The sequence below is a fragment of the Spirosoma pomorum genome (assembly GCF_054776615.1).
This window is the reverse complement of sequence record NZ_BAAHBP010000027.1, coordinates 184,465-207,271: the sequence shown is the minus strand read 5'-3', so window position 1 is coordinate 207,271 and position 22,807 is coordinate 184,465. Positions and strand designations below refer to the sequence as shown.

The following is a 22,807-nucleotide window of genomic DNA, read 5'->3' as shown; positions in this document are numbered from 1 at the left end:
TTAGATAGCATGCGGAGAATAACCCAGGCAAAAAGCTACTCGACAGAATCCTGTTTAGAACCTCCTCAAACGTAACAGTGGATGAGCGCACCAAGCATCGATCACTGGTCGATGCCTGCGTTCGTCGGCAAACATAAGGTCACGACAGACGGATACGCTAATTCCGCAAAAAAAACGACCTGACTCCGATTGATATACCGATACAAATTCGATTCTATCCACATTATCCCAGAGTATCGTTGGCGCTCTGGGATGATTTTTTTCATGAATTTTAGGCTGGCAAATAGACGGTAAATCGAGCCCCCTGACCAACGGCGCTTTTCACGCGAATCGCTCCGTTATGCTGCTCAACAACTTTCTTCACAACAGCCAGACCAATTCCTGTCCCAGCGAATTGCTGCCTACTGTGAAGACGCTGGAACACCTGAAAAATCCGATCCGCGTAACGCTGGTCGAAACCAATGCCATCGTCGGCAACGGTTATGGCCCAGTATTCCTGCTTCGCTAGCAGATCTTTTGTCAAGTCGTCCGGCAAGTCCCCTTCCAACCGCTCGGCGGTTACCCGGACATGAGGAGAAATGAGTTTCCCTGCTGCATCGGTTCGACAAAATTTGAGCGCATTCGACAGCAGGTTCTGGAATAACTGGCGTAATTGAAGCCTATCGCCCGCGAGCTCAGGTAAGTCTGTAATCTCGATCCGGGCACCGGTCTGCTGAACAGGATGCCACAAATCTTCGATGATATCCTCGATCAGTCGGATCAGCGAAAAAGGGCGAAATTGCTCGCGCTGACTAGTAATGCGGGAATAATCCAGTAGATCCCGGATGAGCAGCGACATACGTTCGGCGGCCAACTGCATTCGGTGTACCAGATCGCTCCCGTCGGTGCCCAGCTCCGGCGCGTAACGCTCCCGCAGAATATCGCCGAAGGCCTGAATTTTGCGTAATGGCTCCTGCAGATCGTGGCTGGCGACGTAAGCAAACGATCGTAAGTTTTCGTTCGACCGCTTCAATTCAAGGTTCGTCGCTTCGAGTTGATGGCGATACCGCCGAATTTCTGAGATATCTATGCTCGATATGACGACGCCATCGCCCGATTTAGCCGTTAGTCGCATGAACCATCTATCACCCCAGCAGAATTCATCCAGGTCAGGCGTACCGGATTCGATTACGCGAACGTAACGGGGCAACTCCCGCTCCTGCTGAGCAGAAGGAAGGGCTTCTGCGAATGTTTTGTGGAGAATAGCATCGGCCAGGTCACCCCATAATTCTACAGCCTGCCTGTTCGCAACGACAGTTCGAAAATCGACAACATTACCGCTTTTGTCCCGGATGGCCGTGTGCAGCGAAATGGCCGTTTGCGAGTGGTTCAATACCGTATTCAACAGGTCGGCCTGTTGCTGCGCCAGTTGCTCGGCCCGTTTGGCATTCGTGATATTCGTAAATGACGTTACCACAGTATCCGGCTTTGGTCGCACGGCCGATACGGCGAACCAGGCTTCCAGACCATTGGCATCGCTGTAGTATTCGGTAGCGCTTTCGGGGTGGCCGGTTTCAACGATGCGCACGTACATGTCGAACAGGCCAGACTCAATATTTCCCGGAAACGTTTCCAGCAACCGGGAGCCAATGATCTGCTCCGGTTTCATAAATAGACTTTTTTCAACGGTTGGGTTTGCCGCCTGCATCAGAAAATCGACGACTGTTCCGGCTTTATCCCGAATAGCAACCATGGAAATTACACTGCTCAACGCCGTCTCGTAGGCTGCCAGTGCCAGTTCAACCAATCCAGGCGAAGGAGGTGACCCTACAATTGGCCCTGCTGACAGGTCAGCAGCGTGCGGAGATCGAACAAGATGATTCATAGTAGAGGAAGAATGACCAATAAAGAGCGAGTGCCGAAAAGTTTACTGAATGGTAGTCTTACCAAACAAAAATAACGAACAGTCCTGATTTTCAACACAACTCTCAATCCGTCATCCTCCCGCCCGCAAGATATTTCTTGCCCTATCGATTCAGCTCCAGCACCGTTGCGGTTTTGGCCGGCAGTTTAATCAAACTTAAATCCGACAGGTTTTGATCCGTCAGAATGTTTCGAGCTTTTGCGAACCCTTTCATTCGCTCAACAAACCGGGATGTGTCCAGATTAACATCTTTTTCGGTTGTGTTAGTCGCCACCATAATTGTCTTCTTATCGTCGTACCGGAAGTAAACGTACGTACCATCCTGTGGCAGAAACTGCATGAGTTTGCCTGAATGCAAGGCCGGGGTATCGCGTCGGTACATAGCCAGTTTTCTGACATACTGAAACGCTTCATTTTCGCGGTCCGTACGGCCAGCGGCTTCAAACTTATTTGCCTTATCCCCCGGAAAACCACCCGGAAAATCCCGGCGCACTTCGGCATCCGACGGATCTTTAAAGTTTTTCATCAGGATTTCCGTACCGTAATACATGGATGGAATCCCACGCGTGGTCAGCAGCCATGTCAACCCAATCTTATACTTATCGAAGTCCTCACCGATCATCGATAGGTACCGATCGGTGTCGTGGTTATCCAGGAACGTAACGAGCTTGTTGGGATTAACGTAGACCGCGTCCTGCGCTAATGCTTCGTAGAATCGGTTTACTCCGTCATTCGATTTTACCTTCAAGCCATCGTTAATAGCACTAAACACCACAAAGTCCAGTCCCCCTGGCTGGTTCGACTTGAACGGAAAATCGATTTTGTTCCGGGTATAGTATGCCTGGTCTACCACGTTGTTCACCCATGACTCCCCGAAGATGTGAATCTTCGGATATTCGTCCATCAATGCCTGGTTGCAGTTATTCATGAACGGCATGTCATTGTACATGTACGTATCGACGCGCCAGGCATCCACGCCAAAGTTCTCAACCGTCCAGAGCGCGTGCTGAATCAGGAAATTCGCTACGTAGGGGTTGCTTTGGTTTAGATCGGGCAGAAAAGGCACGAACCAACCATTAACCGTTACGTTCCGGTCACTTTCGGCCCCGTGCGGGTCAGTTACAGGCTGGTATTTATACGAGGTATTCGTGTAGGTTGGCCACTGGTGCAGCCAGTCTTTCATCGGTTGATCCTTCAAAAACCAGTGATTGATACCCACGTGGTTATACACGGCATCCTGCACAACTTTGAAGCCAGCCGCGTGCGCCTTTTTCACAAAATCCTTGTACGCGTCGTTGCCACCCAGCCGCCGGTCGACGGCGTAATGATCTGTAAAACCGTAGCCATGGTATGCCGAGCGCATCGAACCGCCTTCGTTGGTCAACGGCTGATTGTTTTCCAGAACGGGCGTAAACCAGATGGCTGTCACCCCCAGATCTTTCAGGTAATCCAGATGCTTCGCTGCGCCTGCCAGATCCCCCCCATGCCGGTAGAACGGATTCGAGCGGTCGGCGTTGGGATCGGCCATATCAGCAAATTTATCGTTGCTCTCGTCACCATTGGCAAAGCGGTCGGGCATGGCCAGGTAAATGAAATCAGCGTCCGACACGCCCTGCCCCTTGGGAGCGTTATCACGCGCCTTCAGTTCGAACGGCTGCGTCAGCGTCTGACTTCCCCGTTTCCCCACTAGCTTCAGCGTACCGGGCTTAGCCGTTGGCGCAATGGTCAGGTCCAGGAAGGCATAGTTTGAATTTTCGACGGTGTGGGTCTTCATCAGTTTGACCCCAGGGTAAGCTACTGAATACGTCAGTTTACCAGCTTCGGGGCCGTAAACCATAAGTTGCAGCGTCTTCCACTTCATGCCTACCCACCAATTCGTTGGATTAATTCGCTGAATGGACGCCTGCTGAGCCAGAGAGCCCTGTCCTATCAGTAAAAGTACTATGAGTAAATGGCAAACTTTTTGTCTCATGAAAGGAGTTGTTATGCACTGAAAATAGCGTTTCAAACGTACTAAAAACAATTAAATGCAAAAATAACTACGGATTATCGCACAGAAAGGCCCTAGTTTTGCAACCTCGTACCGTACCTTGTTATTTTTCCCTGCATGAATACCTCCTCCACGACTCCGGTGATGGATAAGCTGGTCATTTATCAGATCTTCACCCGTCTGTTCGGAAACCAGAATACAACCAATAAAGTCAACGGCTCACTGGCCGACAATGGCTCCGGCACCTTCAACAATATCAACGACGCTGCCTTGATGGCAATCAAGCAATTCGGCGCATCGCACGTCTGGTTTACGGGTATTGTTGAACACGCTACACAAACCGACTATTCGCCCTATGGTATTCGTCCTGACGACCCAACCGTCGTAAAAGGGCGTGCCGGTTCTCCCTACGCCGTTAAGGATTACTACGATGTCGACCCCGACCTGGCGGAGAACGTAACCGACCGCATGGCCGAATTTGAGGCTCTGGTTCGACGCACTCACGCTTACGGACTAAAGGTCATCACGGACTTTATTCCCAATCACGTAGCCCGTCAGTATCACTCCGACGCGAAGCCAGCTGGTGTCGTTGACCTAGGCGACCGAGACGATACGTCCGTTAATTTCTCGCCCAGCAACAACTTTTATTACCTACCCAACGAAACCTTTGTTTCACCGGAAGCAGATTCGTCCGAGGAAGCAGCCCCTAATCGGCTGCATGAGTTTCCCGCGAAAGTAACGGGTAGCGGCTCTATTACGTCCACCCCCGACATCAGCGACTGGTACGAAACGGTCAAGCTGAATTACGGTTTGAACATTTTCGACGGCAGCCAGCACTTTTCGCCCGTTCCGGCTACCTGGCAGCAGATGCTCGATATTCTCCTGTTCTGGGCTGACAAAGGTGTCGATGGGTTTCGGTGTGACATGGCTCAACTCGTGCCGGTTGCGTTCTGGCGCTGGGCCATTGAGCAGGTAAAAATCAAACATCCCCGGATCATCTTCATCGCGGAGATTTACGAGCCGCACCTGTACCGGCCTTTTATTTTCGAGGGAGGTTTCGACTACCTCTACGACAAAGTAGGGCTATACGATACGGTAAGGGCGTTGATGGAAGGCAACGGTTCCTGCTACGATATTACCCGGGTCTGGCAGCATCAGTCCGGCGATTACGCCCAGCACATGCTTCGTTTTCTGGAAACCCACGACGAACAACGAATTGCGTCCCGGTTCTTTACCAACGACCCCTGGGCAGCAATCCCCGCCATGACCCTTTCGGCTACCATGCATACCGGACCGTTTCTGCTGTATTTCGGACAGGAGATCGGCGTGCGGGCCGACGGCAGCGAAGGGTTCAGCGGTGACGATGGGCGCACGACTATTTTCGACTATTGGGGTCTGCCTGACTGGCAAAACTGGATTAACGGCGGTCGTTACGACGGGGCGTTGCTCACCAACGAACAGCGCTTACTACGAGCTTTTTATCAGCAATTGAATCACCTGGTAAACGGCTCCGATGCCATCCAGAACGGATATTTCTACGATCTGCAATACGCGAACGACAACGGCCAGAGCGAGAACTACAACGCGCACCGTATTTATAGTTACCTGCGTTACACGAATCGCCAGCGACTCCTGATTGTCTGCAATTTCTCAAATGATACGAACTACGACACCATCGTTCGGATTCCGTCCCATGCCTTTGGCGTGATGAACATGGATTCGAACCAGACGTATCAATTTACTGATATCTTCCTGACAAACACGACCGTTACAGCGGCCGGACGTGAGGGGGTTTCCTTATCGCTCCCACCCCGCGGTGTGCGCGTCCTTGAAATTAAGTGATAACTTCACGGCGGGTTTCGCCAAAACGGAATCCGCCGTAGTTCACTGCTCACCACCACTCAATGCCCCATCTGTTTACGTTTCTTTTTTTCTGGCTTACCTCGACGGTAGTGCTGGCTCAGTCGGCTGGCTCATCGGATTTACAGCGCTTGGCTGATTCGGGCGGTAAAACACCTACCGAAACCTTCGTGCAACTTGGCCAGAAATTCCTGGGCTTTCCTTACGTAGCGCATACGCTCGATGTTAATCCAACGGAGCAGCTTGTGGTCAATTTAAAGCAATTTGACTGTACCACCTATGTCGAAAACGTTCTGGCATTGACACTGTCCTTACATGAAGTGCGCGAAAAACCCGGCCAGCAATCATTCGAACAACTGTTCCGGAACTACCTGACTCAGCTACGGTATCGGGATGGCCGTATCAACGGCTATGGCAGTCGGTTGCACTACTTTTCGGATTGGCTACGTGATAACGAACGTAAAGGGTTTGTGGTCGACGTAACCAGCAGCCTGCCCGGTAGTATTTCCGTCGCCAAAGCGGTTTCGTACATGAGCTCGGCTACGTATAAATATCCTCAGTTAACTGACCCGGACGCGTTACGGCAGGTAACACAGACCGAGGCACTCATCAGTCAGCAACCTTTTTCATTTATTCCCAAAAGCCATCTTCGACAGGCTGAAGCTCATTTACAGGAAGGTGATATTGTGATGCTTACGGCGGCCCGGCCCGGACTGGATATGAAACATGTCGGTATCGCGGTTCGCCAACCCGACGGCAAGATGCACCTGCTTCATGCCTCGTCAGAGCAGGGCGCGGTTGTGATTACGTCATACCCCCTAAGTGACTACGTCCAATACCACCGAGCGTTATCCGGCATTCGGGTAGCACGACTTCGGCCGATCGGCATTCTAACGGCTGGTGTGCGTCAGGAATAGACGGCAGCCTTTTCTGTAAAATAGAAAGAAGACCTTTGTATTAGTTTCTGATTTTGCAGCCAGCGGAAGGTATTGAATTCGTATACCATTAGATCTACAGATCAGTCACTTAACTGTAAGTTACAAGCCGGAAAAATTATACCTAAGAATAGCCAGTTGGACACCCTCGTATACTATATTTTTATTATATTTATGCTTTAGTTGAACACTAAACAACAAGCTAAAGCATGAGCACTTTTCAGGGGAACGCGATCTTAGCCAAGCCGGAAGTTTTACTGAGTTTTGTGGTGTATGAGGAGGGGGATCGCGATAAGGCTCGTGTTTTAGGCCCCGACACCTGGATTGATTTTGAGACTGCATTCGGTAATACGTTTCAATTCAAAACAGAACACGAACTAACGTTCCCGGATCATCCCCAAGCCAATGGCCGTTACGTCGTTGCTGCGGTTCCGTTCATGCAGCCCGTTGCCCACCCTAATGGCAGTGGTGTGCGCGTGCCGCAGATGACGCTGTATCTGGTTGAGGCTCACTGGTGGCCCAAATTCAGTTTGCTGCTCCATCGCACGAATGCCACCTCAAGCCAGCTTTTTTGACTCCCCGAAGCAGCCTTCATTAGCATTGGTAGTATTTTTTTTCACATCGCCTATCAAAATGACGTCAGCAAGGGCGTTTGACGCTCAACCAGCAGACTATGTTTATTTAGAATAAGCGATGAGGTATTTCCGTAAAAAGAATCAGTTTTGACGCTCGTTTTTTCATGAAAAAATTATCCTTTTTTAGCAGAAAACGTCCTAATTTTTGTTATTAAAGCAGAACGTAAACAACTGAAAACGAGCCGATGGAATCTACATACTCCTTAAGTAAACTAGCCTCAGGCACTCCAACGCCAGCCTCTAGCCGATCGACTCGACGCCGGGCTAATGGCCCCGCTACAGCGGCCTTGCTTATCCAAATTGCGACGGAAATCTTGACCTCCTCTCCCACCATGCGCCAGAAAGCAAATATCACGCTAACGGATCTAGCCGCTGCGGATAAAGTGCGCAAAAGTCTGCTGAAAACAGGCACCGTATAGTTGCCCGAAACCCGTCTGGCCTAACGCAACAGAGGACGGCTACAAGGTCGTCCTCTGTTGCGTCAATTATCGAAACTGTGCGTCCTGATTAGGGGGCCAGGCGTTCAATTGTCCAACTGTCGTTCGCTTTCCGATACCGGATGCGGTCGTGCAGACGGCTCGGACGCCCTTGCCAGAATTCGATCGTATCAGGTACAACTCGATAACCACCCCAGTGGGCCGGACGAGGAATTTCCTGGTCCGCAAATTGCGTTTCTAAATCCTGCTGCCGTGTTTCCAGTACTTCCCGACTACTAATGGGCTGGCTCTGATTCGATACCCAGGCTCCTATTTGGCTCCCCCGAGGGCGACTATGGAAATAGGTTGTCGACTCATCCGGGCTTACTTTTTCAACCCGGCCTTCGATCCGGATTTGTTGCTCCAGAGGTTGATAAAAAAATGTAAGAGCGGCAAACGGGTGAGCGGCTAGTTCCTGTCCTTTTCGGCTCTCGTAATTCGTATAGAACACAAAACCGGCATCTGTAACCCCTTTCAACAGCACAATTCGACCATCCGGACGCCCCTCGGACGTAACCGTACTGACATGCATGGCATTCGGCTCGGGGATACCCGCAGCCAGGGCGGCATCGAACCATCGCCGGAACTGAACAATAGGGTTCTCGGCAACATCAACGGCGTCGAGCCCTCTAAGTGTGTACTCTTTACGTAAATCGCTGATTGTCGAAGACATTGCGTTGAGTTGGATTAACCGCTTTTGACAAATGGAGTGACGGGTAAATTCGCATTTTATCGTACTTTTGCAAAAGTAATTGGTACGTTCCCAACATGGCAAACGAAGAACAGGAAATTAACCAGCAGCCAACACCTACTCCACAGGTAGCGGATGAGCTGGTCAACAATACCCCCGAAGAAGCTACGACGCCAACAGATCAGGCGACGGAGGGCGACACAACTACGCCCGAAACCGCCGAGACGCCGTCGGCCGAAGTTTCGCCGGAATCCACTCAACCCTCAACCGAAGTAACCGAACCCGTTCAGTCCGAGGTAAGCAACGACGAGCCAACACCGGCCGACGAGCCTACCAGCGAACCGGAAGTTTCTGCTACCGATGAGTCAACCAGTCCGGTTGCTGAACTGGAAGAAACGTCGGATATCGAAGAAGCTGACGAACCTGAATCAGTGGTTGATTACAGTCAGTTTTCCAAGCAGGATTTCGTATCGTTGCTCGAAACGCAGCTCGCTACAATCAGCGGGACTGACGTAACGCCCAGCGCTTTCAAAAAAGCGGATCAGATGCTGAAAGAGGTGAAGCCCCTGTTCGACCAGATGAAACGGGCCGAACGCGAAGCTGCTCTACAGGCTTATGTCGCCGATACGGGGGCAGAGGAAGGGTTCGAATACAAGTACGACGAAACTGTTCAGCGCTTCGACGAGCTTTATAAGCAGATCAAAAGTCAGAAAAATACGTATTTCCAGAACCTGGATAAGGCGAAAGACGGCAACTTCGCCACGAAAACCGAACTGCTGACCCGGCTACGTGAACTGGTTGAAAACGACGAGAACAACGCGGGAGATCCCAAGACGAGCTGGAACGAGTTCAAAAAAGTTCAGGACGACTGGAAAGCTGCCGGTAACATCAACTCGCCCCATAACGCAACTCTCTGGGCTACGTATCATGCGCTGGTTGATCGCTATTACAGCAACCGGAACATTTATTTCGAGCTAAAGGAACTGGACCGGAAGAAAAACACCGGCCTAAAAACGGAGGTCATCGAAAAAGTTGAAGCTATGGCGAAAGCCTCGGAAGAAACCCCGGTTACCCGGCAGGTTATTGACGAAGCCAACGCTCTTTTCGAAGAATATAAACACATTGGGCCAGCGCCCAAGGCTGAACAGGAAGTTTTGTGGGGCCGCATGAAAGCTGCTCTGGACGTACTGTACGACAAACGCCGTGATCAGACCAACGAGCAGCGGAAGGAATCCGCCCAGCTGTACGAAGAGAAATCGGCTATCTACGAAGAGCTTGTTCCGCTGACTTCATTTACGTCAAACAGCATCAACGACTGGAACGACCGGACGAAGGATGTTATGGCGCTACAGGACCGTTGGAACGTGATCAAAGGGCCAATGCCCCGCGAAGAAGGTAAGGAGCTGAGCAAGAAATTCTGGGCGGCTCTGAAAACGTTCTTCCACAACAAAGGCGAATTCTTTAAGCAACTGGAAGCGAAGCGGGAAGAAAATCTCCGGCTTAAAACAGAGCTTTGTGAGCAGGTCGAATCTATTCTGGCGTCGGGAGAAGAATCGCCCGAGGTAACTCAGAAGGTGATTGAGCTACAGCGCCAGTGGAAAAACATTGGCCAAGTACCCGAGAAGCAGAAGAACTCAATCTTCGATCGCTTCAAAACTGCCTGCGACGCTTTCTTTGGTAAGAAACGCTCGAAAAATCAGGAAACAGAGCGTGAGTTTGAAGGTAACTTGGCGAAGAAGACGGCTCTGATCGAGCGAATCGAAGCCGCTGCCAGCGAAAACGCGGACCTCTCGCAACTGAACGAATTCAAAAAAGAGTGGAACAGCATTGGCTTCGTACCGAAGAAGGACATGCAGTCCACCCAAAAACGTTACATCAATGCGGTTAATGCGCTGGTTGGTGCTACGGGTAAAATTCCGGCGAAGGAAAAAGAGCGCGTAATGCTCCAGAACGAAGCCGAAGTAACTCGCAGCCGGGATCGCGACTTCGGCCGTGGTGACCGCGACGGTGGTGGCAATAAACGCGAAAACGACATCCGTCGGCGTATGACGGCAATCGAAAACGATATTGCTACGTACCGCAATAACATCGAATTCTTTGCCCGGTCGAAAAACGCAGACAAACTTCGTGCGGATATTGACAAAAAAATCGCCGAAGCGCAAACCCAACTGGATGATCTGCGTCACCAGTTGAAAGTTGCTCAGGCGTAATAAGTTACCGTCGCAACAGACAAAAAGAAGCCGGATACACGTGGTATCCGGCTTCTTTTTTTGAGCTGATTTTTTTACCGACGCTTGCGTTACATACAGGAAACCTCTACTTTTGCATCACGATTCGGAAACGATCGTGGGTTGGCCAGTGTCGGATAGCGGTCGATTCCGCCTGATTTGTAATCAGGATGCGCAAGCGCGTCGGGGGTTCGAATCCCTCCACTGGCTCTACTAAAGGCTTCACTTAACGTGAAGCCTTTTTTCATATGTAGCTCCGTCTAATTTCTGATCAGGATGCGCAAGTGCGTCGGGGACGGTCGGCCGCTGCCGGTCGAATCCCTCCACTGGCTCTACTATGAAAAGGCTTCACTTAAGTGAAGCCTTTTTTCATGTATAGCTCCGTCTGACTTCTAATCAGGATGCGCAAGCGCGTCGGGGACGGTCGGCCGCTGCCATTCGAATCCCTCCACTGGCTCTACTACCTAAAAGCTCCGCTTTAAAGTGAAGCCTTTTCCTATATGATTCTGCTTAATTATTGATCAAGATACGCTAACGCGTGGCGAAGCTCGTCAGCGGTTAATCACCAGCATGTGCCCTCGCTTTATGGCACTCATTGTCTTATTGAAAGGACAAAACAAAAAAGCAGACCAACAACGTCAGTCTGCTTTCCGCTTCTATCCACACCATAAGGGGTTACCCCCTTTTGATTCGGCAAAGGTACGGTTTCTTGTGGAATAAGAAGTCCAGTGGCTCAGAAAGTATAAAGCCCGGATATATTTCAATCCGGGCCCTCACAATCCTACAAAGATAGGTGTGTAGACCAAAGCGGAATCCGCCAAGGCTTAGCACAAATTTCTTCATTCTTATTTCGCTTCACTTTTCTATTTCGGACAAATTCTGTCGAGTTTAGGACATAGATCGGAACGATTAGTAAAAGTTGAAGCTTTCTGCTAGTTTCGCATACCTAGTTATGGTCCTTAAGAGATGTACTATCTAAGCTGTTAGCTACTTTAAAAATCTCTTGTCAGTTCTCTTTGCAATGCCTTATGCAGCAGTTGATCCATTATGTTTTTATCGCCGATGACGACGAGGACGATCATTATTTGCTGCAGACGGCTTTTCAGGAGCACTGTCCAGACTGCCAACTTTATTTTGCCAATGATGGACTGAAGCTGCTGGAAGCGTTGAGCCAAAGTCCGCTGCCGCCTTCCCTCATTATTCTCGATCTGAACATGCCCCGGTTGGATGGTTTTGAAACGCTACAAGTGTTGCGCCACAATTCGCTCTACGCACAAACACCCATTGTCATTCTAACAACGTCCGACAGTCAACACGATCGACGACAAGCCTTTAATTTACAAGCGAACGAGTTCGTTACGAAACCACTGTCGTTGAGTGGCCTAGGCCATCTGGTTCAACAATTCAGACGAACCTGGCTCCAGTAAACTTTATACGCTGTGGTTTTTACGACGGATAACGTAAGCGATAAGCAGAAGTGCTGCTACTCCTACAAAGCCATAAACCATTGAACTAATCGGAGACTCCGGTTCTTGTTTAGGCTTGATATCCGTTTCCGCTGGTGCTTTAATTTTCATCCGAACGCTATTGGGTTCCGGACGGCTGAGTTTGCCGCCGTAATGCCGATACACGCCATCCAGATAAGGCTCGATTTCTAGCTTTGAAGTAGGCGGTCCGGTATAGACGCCAGCCAGGCTTTCACTGACGTATACCCAGTTTTCTTTTTTCCAGGTGTTGACCGCTTTACGTAGGCGCTTTTTGTCCTCGTTGAACTGTTCCATCGTCAACACTTCCTGGTTGTAATTGAAGAGGTTGTACGCCTTTTCGCTACGCCAGAAATACACGGTATGACAAGGCTTGGCCGAGCAGTATTGAATCAGCAAACTATTTGTGGCATGCTGAATACTGTCGGGGTTGTGCGACAGGCCTTCCACCAAGAAATGATAGTTCGTGTAGCTATCGCTATTCTTTTCTTCAAGTACATTCGGAGGCAATGTCTGAGCCCGGCAGACACTATACAGGCTTAGAAAAAGGAGCAGGAATAAATGCTTCATGTAAGCAGTTTTGTTACTAAGATAAACGGAAACTCCCCGCCGATTGAGCGAGGAGTTTATTTTTTTATCCTACGTGGAGACAATTACCTGGTTTGTGCGGCCTACATCGAACGCTAGTTCATCGTCGAACTCAATAATATCCACTTGCGGTCTGTCGCGCGTCTCGTAAAAGTCTTTGAATCGCCGGACGGCTTCCTCTTGGCTAATATTGAGATAGGCGCGGGTCCGGCCGCTGGGATCGTGCAGGCCAAAGCCGGTCACGACGATGAGTTTATTAGCTGCCATACTGTAAGTTCATAACGTGTATCAGTAAAAACCTCGTTACAGATGTCTTGTTCAGGAAAAATAGGTCCTGCCTTCCTTCCTCGTCTGGACTAGTTGTTAATAACTAAATCTGAACCCTATACGACTCTTTTTGGGCAATCCTTTAAACAATGAGAGACTATCCGAAGTGTACCAGCACGGATACAGGTCCTAACACTTGTAAACTACTCTGTGATGTTCAGTTTGACTCAGTTCCTACCTGAACATAGGCTCAGCAGCAAAAACAATAAAAAAGCGTCGATTTTAATTGGGTAACTAGTAGAAATCGGGTAAAAATGGATTAGCAGTCAGTAACTGCGCTTGTACTCCTTAACCCTTCTTTGCATGATTTCTGATTCTCCCAAACCAACAACTAACGTTCGCACCCTGATGAGCGTTATCGGCGCGTCATCGGTTGGGACACTCATCGAATGGTATGACTTCTACATTTTTGGCTCATTAGCGACCGTTCTATCCACTAAGTTCTTTCCAGAAGGTAATCCTACAGCGGCTTTTCTCTCAACACTGGCTACGTTCGCAGCCGGCTTCGTTGTACGTCCGTTCGGCGCTTTGTTTTTCGGTAGACTTGGTGACCTAATCGGGCGTAAGTACACCTTTATGGTGACACTACTGCTGATGGGCGGAGCTACGTTTGCTATTGGGCTCATTCCCAGCTACGACACCATTGGCTTTTTAGCGCCAACGTTGGTGCTCATTCTTAGGCTGTTGCAGGGGTTAGCGCTGGGGGGAGAATACGGGGGAGCAGCTACGTACGTTGCTGAGCACTCGCCCACAAACCAACGCGGTTACTGGACCTCCTGGATTCAGACAACGGCAACCGCAGGGTTGTTTATTTCTCTGTTAGTCATCTTGCTGACGCGTAAATCGATGTCAGCCAGCGCGTTCGATGACTGGGGCTGGCGGGTACCATTTCTGGTGTCGATTCTGATGGTGCTAATCTCGTACGTTATTCGGCGTAACATGAGCGAATCGCCCTTATTTGCGAAGGTTAAAGCCGAGGGGAAAACATCAGCAAATCCGCTCAAAGAAAGCTTTGGTCGGAAATATAATTTCAAGTTCGTGCTGCTGGCGCTGTTTGGCGCAACCATGGGTCAGGGCGTCGTTTGGTACACAGGCCAATTCTACGCCATGAATTTTATCAAAACGGTCTGCAATGTCGACGCTGTCCAGTCCGACGAGCTGATGACCGTAGCCCTGTTGATGGGTACCCCCTTCTTCGTGGTGTTTGGCTGGCTATCGGATAAAATTGGCCGGAAAGGAATCATGTTGTTCGGTATGTTAGTGGCCCTGCTTACTTACCGGCCCTTGTACGAGAAAATGTACCAGACCACTACTATCGGCACCCGGCAGGAAATTACCGATAACGCTACTATTTCAACAACGACCACACCGGACCCCAAACTTGCGGGCGGCACCATTCAGACAAAAACGGTTACCCGGCAATATACCGACGGGACTACGTCGACCGAAGTAACCAAGATCAAGAGCGCGGCTGAAGCGGCCAAGCCTGACGTAAAGCGGACCGTTACGTTAAATGACAGTGACCGGTGGACGCTGATCTGGCTGGTTTTCATTCAGGTGATATACGTTACGTTGGTTTACGGTCCTATTGCGGCTTTCCTGGTTGAGATGTTTCCGGTTCAAATCCGCTACACATCCATGTCCTTGCCATATCATATTGGTAATGGGGTATTCGGCGGTCTGTTACCCGCCGTAGCTACTTATCTGGCCACCGGCGCGAATGAAGCGAATCAGGCGGCACAGCGCTCCGGTGCGCCCCTCCCCTTTGCCGCTCCGTACCTGGAAGGACTCTGGTATCCAATTATTGTGGCTGGGGTAAGTTTCCTGATTGGTCTGGTGTATCTCAAAAACCGCCCACAGGTAGTCGACTAAATGCTGTTTTGTTCTATCTCATTTCTCTCGTTCCTGTCATGGATAAAATCAAACGCTATCTGGGTATTCTCTGGCTGGGGATCGCGGGTCTGGCTGGTTATTTCGGCGTTACGTCCCTGGGGCTTCCCAAGCTGGTATCAGGAAAAACGGATGATCTGGTTTTCGGGATCATCATTGTCTTTATCCTGATGCCCCTCATTGTTGGCGGTCTGGGCTGCTTTGCGATCTACGCGCTACAGGGTGAATACGATGAAGAGACGGTTAAATCTGCGACCTCTGGGCAGGAAACTTAGTGTTCTTCTTTACAATATCGGACGACCCGTCATACCTTTAGCCGTCGAATACAAGAAAAACCCAGTAACGTCCAGAATCTAATGCGTATCCGAACCTTTGACGAATACCAGAGTGCCTACCAGAAAAGCGTAGCCGATCCCGAAGCCTTTTGGGCTGAAGTAGCTCAGAATTTCCAGTGGCGTAAACCCTGGACAAAGACCCTGCAATGGAATTTTGAGGAACCGAACGTAAAATGGTTCATTGGTGGTAAACTCAACATTACGGAAAACTGCCTTGACCGGCACCTGGAAACGCGGGGTGATCAACCCGCCATTATCTGGGAGCCGAATGATCCTAACGAAGCGGGCGTTACACTGACCTACCGGATGCTGCATGATCAGGTCTGCCGCTTTGCCAACGTCCTGAAACGGAACGGCGTCGTAAAAGGCGACCGGATCTGTATTTATATGCCCATGGTGCCCGAGCTGGCCATTGCGGTGCTGGCCTGTGCCCGGATTGGGGCGGTTCACTCAGTGGTATTTGGTGGCTTCTCGGCCCAGAGTATTGCTGACCGAATCAATGACGCCCAGTGCAAACTGGTGATTACGGCCGACGGCTCTTACCGGGGTAACAAAGAAATTCCGCTCAAAGCAACCGTCGATGATGCGCTGATTGCCTGCCCGAGCGTAAAAAGAGTTATTGTCCTGACGCGGACCCGAACACCAGTTTCTATGTTCAAAGGACGCGATGTATGGTGGGAACAGGAGCTAAAGCAGGTAACCGCCGATTGCCCCGCCGAAGAAATGGACGCTGAGGATATGTTATTCATCCTGTACACGTCTGGCTCGACGGGCAAACCCAAAGGGGTGGTGCACACCTGCGGTGGCTATATGGTCTACGCAGCGTATACCTTCGAGAACGTATTTCAGTACGAACCCGGAGACGTTCACTTCTGTACGGCCGACATTGGCTGGATCACTGGTCACAGCTACATCGTTTACGGACCACTGGCTTGCGGAGCAACTTCGTTAGTATTCGAAGGGACGCCAACCTTCCCCGATGCAGGACGGCTTTGGGAAATCACGGACAAACATCAGGTCAATATTTTGTACACGGCTCCAACGGCAATCCGGTCGCTGATGAGTTTCGGGCTGGATTACGTCAAAGGTCATGATCTAAGCAGCCTGAAAGTACTGGGTTCAGTAGGCGAACCGATCAATGAAGAAGCCTGGCACTGGTTCGACGACAACATCGGTAAGAATCGTTGTCCAATCGTGGATACCTGGTGGCAAACGGAGACGGGCGGCCTGATGATTTCCCCCATTGCGCACGTCACCAAAACCAAGCCAGCATTTGCTACGCTACCACTGCCCGGTGTTCAGCCGATTTTGGTCGATGAGAATGGCAAAGAAATAGAAGGCAATGGCGTTAGCGGTAATCTCTGCATGAAATTCCCCTGGCCGGGTATTCTGCGGACGACATACGGTGACCACGAACGGTGCCGTCAGACGTATTTTGCTACGTATCCGGGGCTGTATTTTACCGGCGATGGTTGTCTGCGCGACGAAGATGGGTACTACCGCATCACGGGCCGGGTTGACGACGTACTGAACGTATCGGGACACCGCATTGGCACCGCTGAAGTTGAGAACGCCATCAACATGCACACGGGCGTGGTCGAAAGCGCCGTTGTGGGGTATCCACACGACGTCAAAGGACAGGGCATTTACGCCTATGTTATTACGGAGCATACCGACCATGACGATTCTGACTTGACGAAACGGGACATCCTGGCAACTGTTAGTCGGGTTATCGGCCCAATTGCCAAGCCAGATAAAATCCAATTCGTATCAGGTCTACCAAAAACTCGATCGGGTAAAATCATGCGTCGTATCCTACGTAAAATAGCGGAGGGTGACACCAGCAACCTGGGTGATATAAGCACATTGCTCGATCCAGCTGTTGTTGACGAAATCAAAGAAGGAGCACTTTGACCAGTAAAGGAGCGCGCTAAAAACGTAATTACCTTACTCCATTTACTAGAGAGTCGAATCGTTGTAAACACGATTCGACTCTCTTTTTTTGCCATCATTCCTACCGCTTAATCAACATTTTTTGGCCATTTCTATTAAAAGGCTAACGATCGTATAATCAGACATTAACAAAATTAATAATCGATCCATCAGCTACTTATAAGGGAATCGGCTAAACAACTCCCGCAAAACTAAGTTTAGTACAAAAGTTTTCAAATTCTGTTTACTTTAACATTACTCGACACATGCTTAAATCACTTTGTTCCGGATTATACAGGGCCTCGGCGCTCCTGTTCATAGCAACCGCTCCCTTCCTGGCCAGTTGCAACAAGAACGACACTATCGATCCTAATCCGACTACTCCGCCGGGTTCAGGAACAGCCACTACGCCGGGCACCAGCACAACCGCTTCGCCAGGTTCGGGCACTGCTACAGTAGTGGCCTCCGTCTCGTTTATCGCTCAGAACAACAGCCTGAATTTGCTGGAAGCAGCTATTGCACGAGCAGGCTTGACAGATGAGATCAATAAGTCGAATATTACAATTTTTGCTCCGTCTGACGATGCATTTAAAGCGGCTGGTTACGGCGATGCTTCGGCTATCAACGCGCTGCCAGTAACCACTCTGCAACAGATTATACGAAACCACATTGTAAATTCCCGGATTGACCGCGGGGCTATTCCAACGGGGGTTAACACGACCTATCAGACGGCGCTCTCAAACAGCACAATCTCAGTTTATAAAGCCAGTGCTGACGACATTAGCGTCAACAAAGGCAAGATCATTCAGCCCGACAATCCGACAACAGGCAGTGTCGTCCATGTTATCAATACCATACTAATGCCTGCCACGGTAAATATTACCGACCTGGTTAAAGCGAATACAAATCTGTCTTACCTGGCCGCAGCCATTGCTCGCGCGGATGCTTCAACCCAGTCTGCCATTAATGCAGCTACGCAAAATGGCTTGACGGTGTTTGCGCCAACGAACGATGCGTTTAAAGCAGCCGGTTATGCCGACGTAGCCGCCATTCAGGCAGCCAGCCAGTCGACAATTTCGAATCTGTTGCTGTATCACGTATTGAAGTTCAGCGCCTACTCGCAGACGTTCCAGAACGGAGCTGACCTGGCTACCGCCCAGGGAACGACCATCCGGACGAACGTTTCGAACGGTAAAGTTACCCTCTTGGGTAAAGGCAATGGTACGTCAGTGGCTAACGTCACGACTGCCGATCAGGTAGCATCGAATGGGGTCGTTCATATCATCGACCGAGTGCTATTGCCACAATAAAATAAGTCTGTTGAATCCTAATAAAAACGCCGGGCGGGACTGTCCGGCGTTTTTTGTATGTTTGGGCACCATCGATAGACATATCGGTTATGTCTCCTTTCGGAATGCTCCCATCCTCTACACCAGACGAATTTTCCTCCCCCAAACGAACTTTCTGGCTTAACCCCGATCGCGTTAACCGCTGGTTCAACTGGCTTACCTTTGGATTACTAACCTGTTGGCTGCTTGGTTTCCTGCTAGGTCGGTACTATTTTTTTGAGCTGTTCAGCCACTTTTATATGCAGTACAAATGGCTGGCCATAGGACTCGTTTTTTTAAGCGCTGTACCCAAATTTTTTTATGGTAACCAATTTGCACAATCATCACTCCGTACATGGATCTTAATGTTGGTCTATCTGATCCCACTCAACCCAAACTGGTTATCAGGCGACTTATCGACACGACCACAAGCACCGCTGGGCGATGCCCGTATCGTTCACGCGAACGTGCTGTTCACCCGTGATGAATACAAGACAACTGTTGATCTGATTCATAATCAGGGGGCTGATCTGTACGTATTACAGGAAATGCAGCCGCACACCATTCGACTGGTCACGACAAAATTAGGACAAGAGTTTCCTCACTGGTTTGCCTGCTGGTCAAAAGGCCCCTGCTGGACGCTGGTGGGTAGCAAGACGCCAATCCGTGTCGATCAGAAACTGGCAAAAATCAGGCGTATCATCAACCTGACTACAGAGATTCGGGGCAAGACGTTGTCACTGGTAACGGTTCACCCACGTACGCCGGTGCTACCGTCTTGGTTTAATGAACGAAACGAGCAACTTACCGAAGCCGCCCGGATTACCCGACACAACGCGCTGCCAACCGTACTCATCGGCGACTTCAACATCACCATGTTTTCGCCGATCTACAAGGATGTTTTTCTGGATTCGCCCGCCGACATACGTAACAATCAACTCCTGCAAGCCGGCCGCCGGACAATGACCCAGCCGACCTGGCCCAGTTTTCTGCCGTTCCCGCTCCTGCCACTCGATCACGTATTTGGCAACACATTATGCAAACCCATCTTTATGTGGACGCTCGATCAACCGGGCTCCGATCATCGGGCAATCGTCACGGATCTACGCATCCGCAATTTCGAAAGTCCTTTCTGACTCGCTGCTATAGTCTAAAAACACGTAACAAAAATTCCTGCATCAGTCGATGCAGGAATTTTTATCGCCCTTCCAGTGGTAGGACGGTTGTGTTCTTGATCTCGGACATTACGAAAAAGCTGTTGATCTGAAGCGCCCCTGGAATCACCGATAAATGTTCCTGATAAAACCGATTGTAGCTCTCCATATCGCGACTAACGATTTTAATCAGGTAATCGAACATGCCTGATACGCGATTACATTCCAGCACTTCGGGAAGTTGACTAATCACCGCATCAAAGTCCGTAAAGGCGTCGCGAGTCTGGCGATCAAGTGTCACCTGACAGAAGGCCGTCAGTTGATTTCCCGTCTTTTTTTTGTCGAGCAACGTTACGTATCGATCAATCACTCCCATACGCTCAAGCCGCTTGATTCGCTCATGAACGGGGGTTTTCGAGAGGTTAATCCGGTGTCCAATTTCTTGAATTGTCAGGTGTGCGTCGGCTTGTAAAAGATCGAGAATAGCGAGGTCTGTTTTATCAAGATTTTCCATAGCGGCATTTGTTCGGAATTTGACTTACTACAGGATTTCGTTTAGACTAAAATCCTACGTAAATATATACTGTAGACTTTTTTCCCAAATTTAGTCCATCTGATAGAAAATAAGTAGAGGACCACTACCTTTACCTCGTCAATTCAGAATCTTTATTAGCGCCGAACAGGTATGGTTATTGGTGTTCCCAAGGAGATAAAAAACAACGAAAATCGCGTCGCGCTGACCCCGGCCGGTGTTACAGAACTGGTTAAGTCTGGCCACACAGTTTACGTTCAGGTAAACGCCGGAGAAGGCAGTGGTTTTCCAGACGAGGAGTACATTGCAGCTGGTGCTACGATGCTTCCTACCATTGAGGAAGTGTATAGTATTGCTGAAATGATCATGAAAGTAAAAGAGCCCATCGCGGCAGAATACGATCTGATCAAAGAAAACCAGCTTCTGTTTACGTATTTCCACTTTGCTTCTTCCGAAGAACTAACCAACGTCATGCTGGCGAAAGGTGCTGTTTGTCTGGCTTACGAAACCGTCGAACGGCCCGACCGTAGCCTCCCTCTGCTGGTTCCAATGTCGGAAGTAGCCGGTCGGATGGCTATTCAGGAAGGCGCTAAATATCTGGAGAAACCCCTGAAAGGTCGTGGTATTCTACTCGGTGGCGTACCGGGCGTAAAACCTGCTAACGTACTCGTGCTGGGCGGTGGGATCGTTGGTACGCAGGCTGCAAAAATGGCGGCCGGTCTGGGTGCACACGTCACGATCATGGACGTCAGCCTGCCCCGACTTCGCTATCTATCGGACATTATGCCACCGAACGTACAGACGATGATGTCGAACGAATACAACATTCGGGAGATGATTAAAGTCTGCGATCTGATTGTAGGTGCCGTTCTGATCCCAGGTGCGAAAGCGCCCCACCTGATTACCCGTGCGATGCTGAAACAGATGCGTCCGGGTACGGTGTTGGTTGACGTGGCCGTTGATCAGGGTGGTTGCATCGAAACGTGTAGCCCAACTACGCACGAAAATCCAACGTTCATCATTGACGACGTCGTGCACTACTGCGTGGCTAACATGCCGGGTGCCGTGCCTTATACCAGCACAGTAGCACTGACGAACGCAACGCTCCCTTACGCACTGCAACTCGCCAACAAAGGCTGGCAGCAGGCTTGCCGTGATAACATGGACCTGCAACTGGGTCTGAATGTTGTCGACGGAAAAGTGGTGTACAAAGGTGTTGCCGAAGCATTCGGCTTGCCACTGACGAATGTCAACGAAGTATTAAAAGAAGAATTTGCCGCGTAAGCGGTACCGATATTACACTCAGCTTCATCAGCAACAGGTCAGCCGCACTCTACTGGGTGCGGCTTTTTTAATTCAGGTAGGTCTTAACCAGAGCAGCCCACTCCTCATCCAGACTACCGCTGTAAACGGGAACGCCAGCCCGGCGATACCAGTACCCCGCGTTGAAGCGGTCGCCTTCTTTCCGGTGCAGATACGCATGCAAGTGGTCGTAGGCCTGGGTACCTTCGCGGCTCTGGGCTACTTCGTGCGCATGTTCCCAGTCTCCCTGAGCGTCGTACCAGAGCGCCTGCGCAACCGGATGAATATCCACTGGCGGCTGAGGCTGCGCCAGCGATTGAGAAAACTCCTCGAATGTCATAAACTACGTATTAGAATCCTTTGCCCTCAAAACCATTCTTTATTCAGAATGCCATTAAGTCGCTCATAGGGGACGACTACTTCGATTGGCCCAACGGCATAAGCCGCAATCTCGTATGGATTGTAGTAGAACGACAGGCCTTCGCGGGACATTCCGACATTAACGGGCAGGAAAAATTTCCCCTCGTGTAGGAAGTAGCCCTCCTCTTCCAGATTAGTTTTGGGGGAGAGTTTTTGTTGCTGCCGAAATTCCTTTTCGACTATACCTAACAGGGCCGTCGTGTCGGTCACCAGTTCACTCAGGTTAAGTAAGCGGCCAGAGTCACGATCAAAGTTGTAGTAGAACAGATTCGAGTTCGGGTGCGCCCCGCCCGTGTAGGCATAGGTCTCAAATTTAGCAGTGAGCGTCTTGGCAGAGCAGTACACCGTGTCCGCCTTCGTTTCTAGTTCCCAGCAGCCACTGAGCCGACGCATCTCTTCCATTACCGCCCGGTAATCAGCCGCGAAGAGGTTGGCTGCCTGTTTCAAATCAGTTCGTACGCCTGGGTTGTTGGCGATGGTCGTGCTGTCCAGCCAGTCAACAATAGTACCGGCAGCGAACCGCTGTAGACTGTCGTTTATTCGTTGCGTACCCGCATCAGAATCATTCAGCAGGAAGTAGGAAACGGATACACCAACGCCCTGGTTGGTTGTCGTATCGCAATGGGCTTCACCAGTAAACGCGTACTCCTGGCGGTTCAATGCTGGCGCTTTGTCATGCTCTTTCTGACAAGCGGCCAATAAGCACAATGAACCTATAAATAAAGTCGAAAGAATTGATTTCATGTAAGCCGGTAACCGGGCAAGCCTGGTTACCCAAAGATCGTTAGTTAGCAATA

The 22,807-nt window shown here is 50.1% G+C and carries 20 protein-coding genes and 1 tRNA gene; 13 read left to right on the top strand and 8 right to left on the bottom strand.

All coding sequences use genetic code 11. From position 1 onward, the window contains the following. Positions 1-271 precede the first annotated feature (271 nt). Both ACYVAD_RS16335 and ACYVAD_RS16330 read right to left on the bottom strand, forming a co-directional pair. A complete protein-coding gene (locus ACYVAD_RS16335) occupies positions 272-1,864 on the bottom strand; it encodes a sensor histidine kinase (protein ID WP_461140577.1) in 1,593 nt (530 codons plus the stop codon). 142 nt (positions 1,865-2,006) lie between these two features. Next, positions 2,007-3,875 (bottom strand): glycoside hydrolase family 13 protein, encoded by a 1,869-nt coding sequence (locus ACYVAD_RS16330; protein WP_461140576.1) that lies wholly within the window; start codon positions 3,873-3,875, stop codon positions 2,007-2,009. 135 nt (positions 3,876-4,010) lie between these two features. Between ACYVAD_RS16330 and ACYVAD_RS16325 the strand changes: the two genes are divergently transcribed. The 4 genes from ACYVAD_RS16325 (at position 4,011) to ACYVAD_RS16310 (ending at position 7,742) form a co-directional block, all read left to right on the top strand. Continuing rightward, entirely contained in the window at positions 4,011-5,735 is a 1,725-nt protein-coding gene (locus tag ACYVAD_RS16325) for an alpha-amylase family glycosyl hydrolase (RefSeq protein ID WP_461140575.1), read from the top strand. A 62-nt stretch (positions 5,736-5,797) separates the two neighbouring features. After that, positions 5,798-6,670 carry an N-acetylmuramoyl-L-alanine amidase-like domain-containing protein gene (locus tag ACYVAD_RS16320; RefSeq protein WP_461140574.1) on the top strand — a complete coding sequence of 291 codons (873 nt, stop codon included), beginning with the start codon at positions 5,798-5,800 and terminating at the stop codon, positions 6,668-6,670. Between the two features lie 227 nt (positions 6,671-6,897). After that, the gene (locus ACYVAD_RS16315) at positions 6,898-7,263 is read left to right on the top strand and encodes a hypothetical protein (RefSeq protein WP_461140573.1); all 366 of its coding nucleotides are present in this window, start codon (positions 6,898-6,900) and stop codon (positions 7,261-7,263) included. Positions 7,264-7,508: 245 nt separating this feature from the next. Continuing rightward, positions 7,509-7,742: a hypothetical protein gene (locus ACYVAD_RS16310; protein ID WP_461140572.1), complete on the top strand. Its 234-nt coding sequence runs from the start codon at positions 7,509-7,511 to the stop codon at positions 7,740-7,742. A gap of 88 nt (positions 7,743-7,830) precedes the next feature. Here the strand turns inward: ACYVAD_RS16310 and pdxH are convergent, their stop codons facing one another. After that, positions 7,831-8,472 (bottom strand): pyridoxamine 5'-phosphate oxidase, encoded by a 642-nt coding sequence (gene pdxH / locus ACYVAD_RS16305; protein WP_461140571.1) that lies wholly within the window; start codon positions 8,470-8,472, stop codon positions 7,831-7,833. 95 nt (positions 8,473-8,567) lie between these two features. Here pdxH and ACYVAD_RS16300 point away from each other — a divergent pair, with 95 nt between their 5' ends. The 3 genes from ACYVAD_RS16300 to ACYVAD_RS16290 all read left to right on the top strand — a co-directional run bounded on the left by ACYVAD_RS16300 (position 8,568) and on the right by ACYVAD_RS16290 (position 12,145). Next, complete coding sequence (locus ACYVAD_RS16300; protein WP_461140570.1) at positions 8,568-10,700, top strand: DUF349 domain-containing protein; 2,133 nt, start codon at positions 8,568-8,570, stop codon at positions 10,698-10,700. A 144-nt stretch (positions 10,701-10,844) separates the two neighbouring features. Beyond that, positions 10,845-10,928, top strand: a tRNA-Thr gene (locus ACYVAD_RS16295). A gap of 818 nt (positions 10,929-11,746) precedes the next feature. After that, positions 11,747-12,145, top strand: a complete 399-nt coding sequence (locus tag ACYVAD_RS16290; protein WP_461140569.1) for a response regulator — start codon at positions 11,747-11,749, stop codon at positions 12,143-12,145. A 3-nt stretch (positions 12,146-12,148) separates the two neighbouring features. Here ACYVAD_RS16290 and ACYVAD_RS16285 read toward each other — a convergent pair whose 3' ends face one another. Together ACYVAD_RS16285 and ACYVAD_RS16280 are read right to left on the bottom strand one after the other, a co-directional pair. Further along, positions 12,149-12,772 carry a hypothetical protein gene (locus ACYVAD_RS16285; RefSeq protein WP_461140568.1) on the bottom strand — a complete coding sequence of 208 codons (624 nt, stop codon included), beginning with the start codon at positions 12,770-12,772 and terminating at the stop codon, positions 12,149-12,151. Positions 12,773-12,841: 69 nt separating this feature from the next. After that, a complete protein-coding gene (locus tag ACYVAD_RS16280) occupies positions 12,842-13,057 on the bottom strand; it encodes a hypothetical protein (RefSeq protein WP_461140567.1) in 216 nt (71 codons plus the stop codon). Positions 13,058-13,420: 363 nt separating this feature from the next. On the opposite strand from ACYVAD_RS16280, the gene ACYVAD_RS16275 reads away from it, so the two are divergent. From ACYVAD_RS16275 to ACYVAD_RS16255, 5 genes are all read left to right on the top strand, one after another. After that, positions 13,421-14,989 carry an MFS transporter gene (locus tag ACYVAD_RS16275; RefSeq protein ID WP_461140566.1) on the top strand — a complete coding sequence of 523 codons (1,569 nt, stop codon included), beginning with the start codon at positions 13,421-13,423 and terminating at the stop codon, positions 14,987-14,989. A gap of 38 nt (positions 14,990-15,027) precedes the next feature. Then, complete coding sequence (locus tag ACYVAD_RS16270; protein WP_461140565.1) at positions 15,028-15,282, top strand: DUF6814 family protein; 255 nt, start codon at positions 15,028-15,030, stop codon at positions 15,280-15,282. Between the two features lie 48 nt (positions 15,283-15,330). After that, complete coding sequence (gene acs, locus ACYVAD_RS16265) at positions 15,331-17,256, top strand: acetate--CoA ligase (RefSeq protein ID WP_461140775.1); 1,926 nt, start codon at positions 15,331-15,333, stop codon at positions 17,254-17,256. A 284-nt stretch (positions 17,257-17,540) separates the two neighbouring features. Next, on the top strand, positions 17,541-18,584 hold the full coding sequence (locus tag ACYVAD_RS16260; protein ID WP_461140564.1) for a fasciclin domain-containing protein: 1,044 nt from the start codon (positions 17,541-17,543) through the stop codon (positions 18,582-18,584). 383 nt (positions 18,585-18,967) lie between these two features. Beyond that, positions 18,968-19,738 (top strand): endonuclease/exonuclease/phosphatase family protein, encoded by a 771-nt coding sequence (locus ACYVAD_RS16255; protein WP_461140563.1) that lies wholly within the window; start codon positions 18,968-18,970, stop codon positions 19,736-19,738. Positions 19,739-19,799: 61 nt separating this feature from the next. Here ACYVAD_RS16255 and ACYVAD_RS16250 read toward each other — a convergent pair whose 3' ends face one another. After that, positions 19,800-20,270 carry an Lrp/AsnC family transcriptional regulator gene (locus tag ACYVAD_RS16250; protein ID WP_461140562.1) on the bottom strand — a complete coding sequence of 157 codons (471 nt, stop codon included), beginning with the start codon at positions 20,268-20,270 and terminating at the stop codon, positions 19,800-19,802. A 171-nt stretch (positions 20,271-20,441) separates the two neighbouring features. On the opposite strand from ACYVAD_RS16250, the gene ald reads away from it, so the two are divergent. Continuing rightward, complete coding sequence (gene ald, locus ACYVAD_RS16245) at positions 20,442-21,572, top strand: alanine dehydrogenase (RefSeq protein WP_461140561.1); 1,131 nt, start codon at positions 20,442-20,444, stop codon at positions 21,570-21,572. Positions 21,573-21,639: 67 nt separating this feature from the next. On the opposite strand, the gene ACYVAD_RS16240 is transcribed toward ald, so the two are convergent. Together ACYVAD_RS16240 and ACYVAD_RS16235 are read right to left on the bottom strand one after the other, a co-directional pair. Continuing rightward, positions 21,640-21,930 carry a hypothetical protein gene (locus ACYVAD_RS16240; protein WP_461140560.1) on the bottom strand — a complete coding sequence of 97 codons (291 nt, stop codon included), beginning with the start codon at positions 21,928-21,930 and terminating at the stop codon, positions 21,640-21,642. A 26-nt stretch (positions 21,931-21,956) separates the two neighbouring features. Beyond that, the gene (locus tag ACYVAD_RS16235) at positions 21,957-22,754 is read right to left on the bottom strand and encodes a DUF3298 and DUF4163 domain-containing protein (RefSeq protein ID WP_461140559.1); all 798 of its coding nucleotides are present in this window, start codon (positions 22,752-22,754) and stop codon (positions 21,957-21,959) included. Positions 22,755-22,807: the final 53 nt, after the last annotated feature.

What these genes read in the sequence shown, in the direction of transcription:
- ACYVAD_RS16270 (WP_461140565.1), top strand. Translation starts at nt 15,028, where the DNA reads ATGGATAAAATCAAACGCTATCTGGGTATTCTCTGGCTGGGGATCGCG.
- ald (WP_461140561.1), top strand. Translation starts at nt 20,442, where the DNA reads ATGGTTATTGGTGTTCCCAAGGAGATAAAAAACAACGAAAATCGCGTC.
- ACYVAD_RS16300 (WP_461140570.1), top strand. Translation starts at nt 8,568, where the DNA reads ATGGCAAACGAAGAACAGGAAATTAACCAGCAGCCAACACCTACTCCA.
- ACYVAD_RS16285 (WP_461140568.1), bottom strand. Translation starts at nt 12,772, where the DNA reads ATGAAGCATTTATTCCTGCTCCTTTTTCTAAGCCTGTATAGTGTCTGC.
- ACYVAD_RS16325 (WP_461140575.1), top strand. Translation starts at nt 4,011, where the DNA reads ATGAATACCTCCTCCACGACTCCGGTGATGGATAAGCTGGTCATTTAT.
- ACYVAD_RS16255 (WP_461140563.1), top strand. Translation starts at nt 18,968, where the DNA reads ATGTTGGTCTATCTGATCCCACTCAACCCAAACTGGTTATCAGGCGAC.
- ACYVAD_RS16290 (WP_461140569.1), top strand. Translation starts at nt 11,747, where the DNA reads ATGCAGCAGTTGATCCATTATGTTTTTATCGCCGATGACGACGAGGAC.
- pdxH (WP_461140571.1), bottom strand. Translation starts at nt 8,472, where the DNA reads ATGTCTTCGACAATCAGCGATTTACGTAAAGAGTACACACTTAGAGGG.
- ACYVAD_RS16240 (WP_461140560.1), bottom strand. Translation starts at nt 21,930, where the DNA reads ATGACATTCGAGGAGTTTTCTCAATCGCTGGCGCAGCCTCAGCCGCCA.
- ACYVAD_RS16235 (WP_461140559.1), bottom strand. Translation starts at nt 22,754, where the DNA reads ATGAAATCAATTCTTTCGACTTTATTTATAGGTTCATTGTGCTTATTG.
- ACYVAD_RS16315 (WP_461140573.1), top strand. Translation starts at nt 6,898, where the DNA reads ATGAGCACTTTTCAGGGGAACGCGATCTTAGCCAAGCCGGAAGTTTTA.
- ACYVAD_RS16260 (WP_461140564.1), top strand. Translation starts at nt 17,541, where the DNA reads ATGCTTAAATCACTTTGTTCCGGATTATACAGGGCCTCGGCGCTCCTG.
- ACYVAD_RS16330 (WP_461140576.1), bottom strand. Translation starts at nt 3,875, where the DNA reads ATGAGACAAAAAGTTTGCCATTTACTCATAGTACTTTTACTGATAGGA.
- ACYVAD_RS16250 (WP_461140562.1), bottom strand. Translation starts at nt 20,270, where the DNA reads ATGGAAAATCTTGATAAAACAGACCTCGCTATTCTCGATCTTTTACAA.
- ACYVAD_RS16320 (WP_461140574.1), top strand. Translation starts at nt 5,798, where the DNA reads ATGCCCCATCTGTTTACGTTTCTTTTTTTCTGGCTTACCTCGACGGTA.
- ACYVAD_RS16335 (WP_461140577.1), bottom strand. Translation starts at nt 1,864, where the DNA reads ATGAATCATCTTGTTCGATCTCCGCACGCTGCTGACCTGTCAGCAGGG.
- ACYVAD_RS16280 (WP_461140567.1), bottom strand. Translation starts at nt 13,057, where the DNA reads ATGGCAGCTAATAAACTCATCGTCGTGACCGGCTTTGGCCTGCACGAT.
- ACYVAD_RS16275 (WP_461140566.1), top strand. Translation starts at nt 13,421, where the DNA reads ATGATTTCTGATTCTCCCAAACCAACAACTAACGTTCGCACCCTGATG.
- ACYVAD_RS16310 (WP_461140572.1), top strand. Translation starts at nt 7,509, where the DNA reads ATGGAATCTACATACTCCTTAAGTAAACTAGCCTCAGGCACTCCAACG.